Here is a 3,790-nt window from a genome sequence, read left to right as displayed (position 1 = left end):
ACTGCTCCTCTGTGGATCAGCAAGAGGAGCATGATTTCAAAAGGATATGGAAAGCATGAGCTATACGGACACAGTGATCGCCACCGATACGAGTCGTTTGCTGCCGAATAGATTCACGGATCGCAACATTGCTGTGCCGCGAGACCTGCCAGGCGTGGTGATTTTCCTGCACGGCGTGAATGATCCCGGGGCGTCGTATGAGTCGGTGGAGACTGGGTTATGCCAGGGGGTGAATGAGCGGCTGGATCGGCGGGATCTGAAGGCGGGGCGGTATGGGGCTGATTACGCTGAGGCTCAGGAACTTCCGCTGGATGAACGGAGTGCGGATGAGAAAGCCGCCCTCGACGATCCTGACACTTATCTCTATCAGCGCGACACCGACGACCCCAAAACCCGCAGCCTGATGATTCCCTTCTATTGGGGCTATCGGGCCGCACCGGAACACGTCAAGCGTGACGACGCCGGCGATCTGTTCCGGATGCGCAATCAGTTTCAGGATATCCACGGCAACCGCCTGGATCGCCACTTCGCCAAGGCCGGCGGTTTTTTCGTCAATGCCACCAACAACCTGGCAGAGATGTATGGCGAAGGGTTCAAGCCCAACTGGAAAACCGCCACCGTCGAACGGGCGAGCCCGAACAATTACCTGCTCTTCGCCAATGCGCCGCTGCGGCATTACTTTGTGTTCGCCGCGCAGCGACTGGCGATGCTGATCAGTGAAATTCGCCGGGTCTCCCCCGATGAGACCATCAGCATCATGGGCCATAGCCAGGGCACGCTGATCGCGCTGCTGGCCCAGGCCCTGTTGATGGACAAAGGCGAGCGCTGCGCCGACACCCTGATTCTCGTGGATTCGCCCTACAGTGTGCTGCCCAAGGTCACCCCCAAAGACCATGACACCCTCGCCACGCTGATCCGGATCGTCAGCGCGGTGACGCAAACCCCTCATGCGCAGCCACCGTTGTCCGCGCTCAGGGATATCAAGACCTATGGCGGTCGCAGCGGCCCTCGCTGGTCGCCGACGCAAGGTAGCCGGCCCGATAAAATCGGCAACCACACAGTGTTTCCCGAGCGTGACAATCGCGGCAAGGTGTACGTGTATTTTTGCCCTGACGACACCACCGTGGCGCTGGCTGATGTGCAAGGCATCGGCACCTACGGTGTGCCCGATGCCACGCCCGATGGGCGCCCGGCGATGATGGCCCTGCAATCGATGGGCTTTTACCAACGGCTGTGGACCAAGCGCCAGCGTGACGGCGAGCCGGTGCTCGTGGGTAAACCGCCGCAACCAGAATTCATTCGCGCGCCGGGCGAGCACCGTTACCCGGGCGCGTCCATGCTCATCGGCGTGGCTTCGCAAGCGCCGATCACCAAGGGGCAGGAACGCCTGATCAATGCCGAGGCCCTGACCCCGCCCCATGCGCCGCAGATGTTTGGCGGTGAAGCTATCCAGGGCAGCCCGACCACTGCCGGCCTGGACAAACCCGATGAAGTTGCCAAAAGCATCGCCCTGGGCAAAGACGCCGCGACCTTTTTGTGGGTCAGGATGCCCGCCGAATATGACGCGCCGAACACCACGCAGCAGGAAGCGCTGGCGCGGTTTAACGGATTATCCGAAGACCCGGAGGACCAAACCCGCGCCGTCCGCAAAGGCGCGGCCCGCACTCGCACCAGTTCTTTTCACGAGCGTGAGGAAACCCCACGTGAAGCCCGAGCGCGTATGGAGCATGACCAAAGTGAATGGGGGGCCAATTCCTATCACTCGGCGATCCTGCGCAGTCCGGAAAACCAGCGCTGGGTGACGGCGATGGACATTGCCATTGGCCAGGCTCATTGCCTTGATGACCCGCGGATGCGTGAGGTGTTGGTGGCGATTGCGGATTGGAAGATGGATGAAGAGCAGTTTTTGAATATTAAAGGCTTATCAGGCTGGTCGCGTCTTAGTGCAAAGGCTCAAGCATTGGTGACAGCCAGTTACTTGTATTACCAGGAGGGAGAGTTTCCGCCCTCGGCTTTGGTCTCGCTAACACCGCCCTCTCTGCTTGCTGGCGCCTCAAAAAAAGGAGGGGCCTTGTGAGCAATCCTCAACACCGAACCCGGACTTTACCGAAACTCAAACCCTACCTCTGGATCGCCGGAATATTGCTGATTTTTTGGCTCGGCTTCGTCTGGCTTGTCCAAATCAAGGCACAGGAACTCAACATGGAATTGCGTGACATGAATCCGGTGATGCGCTGGGGTATCGCCGCTATTTTGGGGACCTTGCTGCTGATCTTCAGCGTTCACTGGTGGGACAAAGCCGTGGCCAGTGAAAAAGCGGGGCTCGCGGCTTACAAAGCCAATGCCTTAGCGCAAATCGCCGAGCAGAAAGCTACACAACTACGCACTTACTCGTTGGAAATACGAGGCGTTGGGCTTGGGATTCATAAGGACCATCAATCTGAGATCTGGCAATTCATCAAGAAAAAAAACGATAACTTTGCTTCGATTTATTCACGAGATCCCAAGGACTATAAGGCGTCACTAAGATCCAGACAAAACTCCAGAGATATCAAAGTCCGCGTTGCCTTCAAACATTCGGCGGGCGAATCAGTAGCATATTGGCCGATTCCGGTGTTTGCGCTAGGTCCACCAGACCCCTATGAGAAAGGCTATCGTGCCGCCGGGCTGATCAACACAGGCCGTAATAAGGCGACCCTGGGAGCTACCCTGTTTCTCTGGCAGGACGATGAAAGTACCACCCATGCGCAAGGCATGATCGAGCGACTGTTCCAGTTTTTTGATGACAATCCTCAAGTGCCCCAAGCGTTGATCGCGAGCCGGGATGGTGACGTGACACGAGATGTCTATCGCAAGCCCGGTACGCCCGGGTTGCAAAGCGTGCAGGTTGTCCCCTCGGTGTACGAAAGCATGGCCGGGCTGCTTGTCACCCGCTCGGATCGGGTGGATCGGTACATTCGCCGTTATGCCACACATGAGCGTGAAGATAACCAGAACAAAGACACCGATCTGGGCAAACTATGGGCATTTTACTGGCAGCAAGCGCCTAAGTTCAGGAAGGCGTATGAGGAGGCAGAGCGAGCCAAAGGCGCTGAAGACCCCTTAGCCCCCGGCACCATGCCCACCGCCTACTGGCAATCGCAACTCCCCACCCTCTGGCAAACCATCAGCAACCGTGGCCCCGGAGAATTCGAACCTTCCCCATGGCTACCCATCCGCTGGGCCCAGCATCAGGTCAAAGAGTTCGACGCCGCGCCAGTGCTGGGGTATTTGCATCGCCCGATCAAGGTCTCGATGCAGGATGAACACGGCAAACGGCTCAAACCGGCATTGCAGGCCAGGGCACTGCAAGCCGGCTGGATACAGGCGCTGGATACCCTGCCCGAAGGGCATAAGCCGGTCCGCGTGTTCTACGACACCACCGACAATCAAGAGGCTGAAATCGCCCTGACCCTTGCCTTGCACGCCCTGAATACCGACGGCCACGGCCTTGAACTGGGAAATGTCGACGAGGGATACAACATCGGGCGGCGCCTGGGGAATACCGGGGTCAGCAGCGCGCTGGTGGAGATCAACCTGGCGACCATTGCCAGCTATCTGGACGGTGGAACCAGTGCCGTGGTTTACGCCGGTGCAGATGGCAGCCTGACGGTACAAATGATCCGCCCGCCGGACGCGGCGCGCATAGCGAAAAACCGCGAGAACCGTGGCGCCGACCCGTTTAAATTCGGCTCCCCCAGCGGCGGAGTACCCAGACCATGAAACATCCCATTTGCCTGGGCGACGCTAC

At 58.6% G+C, this 3,790-nt stretch carries 2 protein-coding genes; both read left to right on the top strand.

Annotated elements, in window-relative coordinates; all coding sequences use genetic code 11:
* Positions 1-55 precede the first annotated feature (55 nt).
* On the top strand, positions 56-2,077 hold the full coding sequence (locus KVG88_RS30870) for a T6SS effector phospholipase Tle3 domain-containing protein (protein WP_217873637.1): 2,022 nt from the start codon (positions 56-58) through the stop codon (positions 2,075-2,077).
* Complete coding sequence (locus KVG88_RS30865; protein WP_217873636.1) at positions 2,074-3,762, top strand: type VI lipase adapter Tla3 domain-containing protein; 1,689 nt, start codon at positions 2,074-2,076, stop codon at positions 3,760-3,762. The genes KVG88_RS30870 and KVG88_RS30865 overlap by 4 nt, the downstream gene beginning before the upstream one ends.
* Positions 3,763-3,790 lie beyond the last annotated feature (28 nt).

It is taken from the genome of Pseudomonas azerbaijanoccidentalis (genome assembly GCF_019145495.1).
Taxonomy (GTDB): Bacteria; Pseudomonadota; Gammaproteobacteria; order Pseudomonadales; family Pseudomonadaceae; genus Aquipseudomonas; species Aquipseudomonas azerbaijanoccidentalis.
The sequence above is the reverse complement of the archived record's forward strand: the minus strand, read 5'-3'. Positions and strand labels throughout refer to the sequence as shown.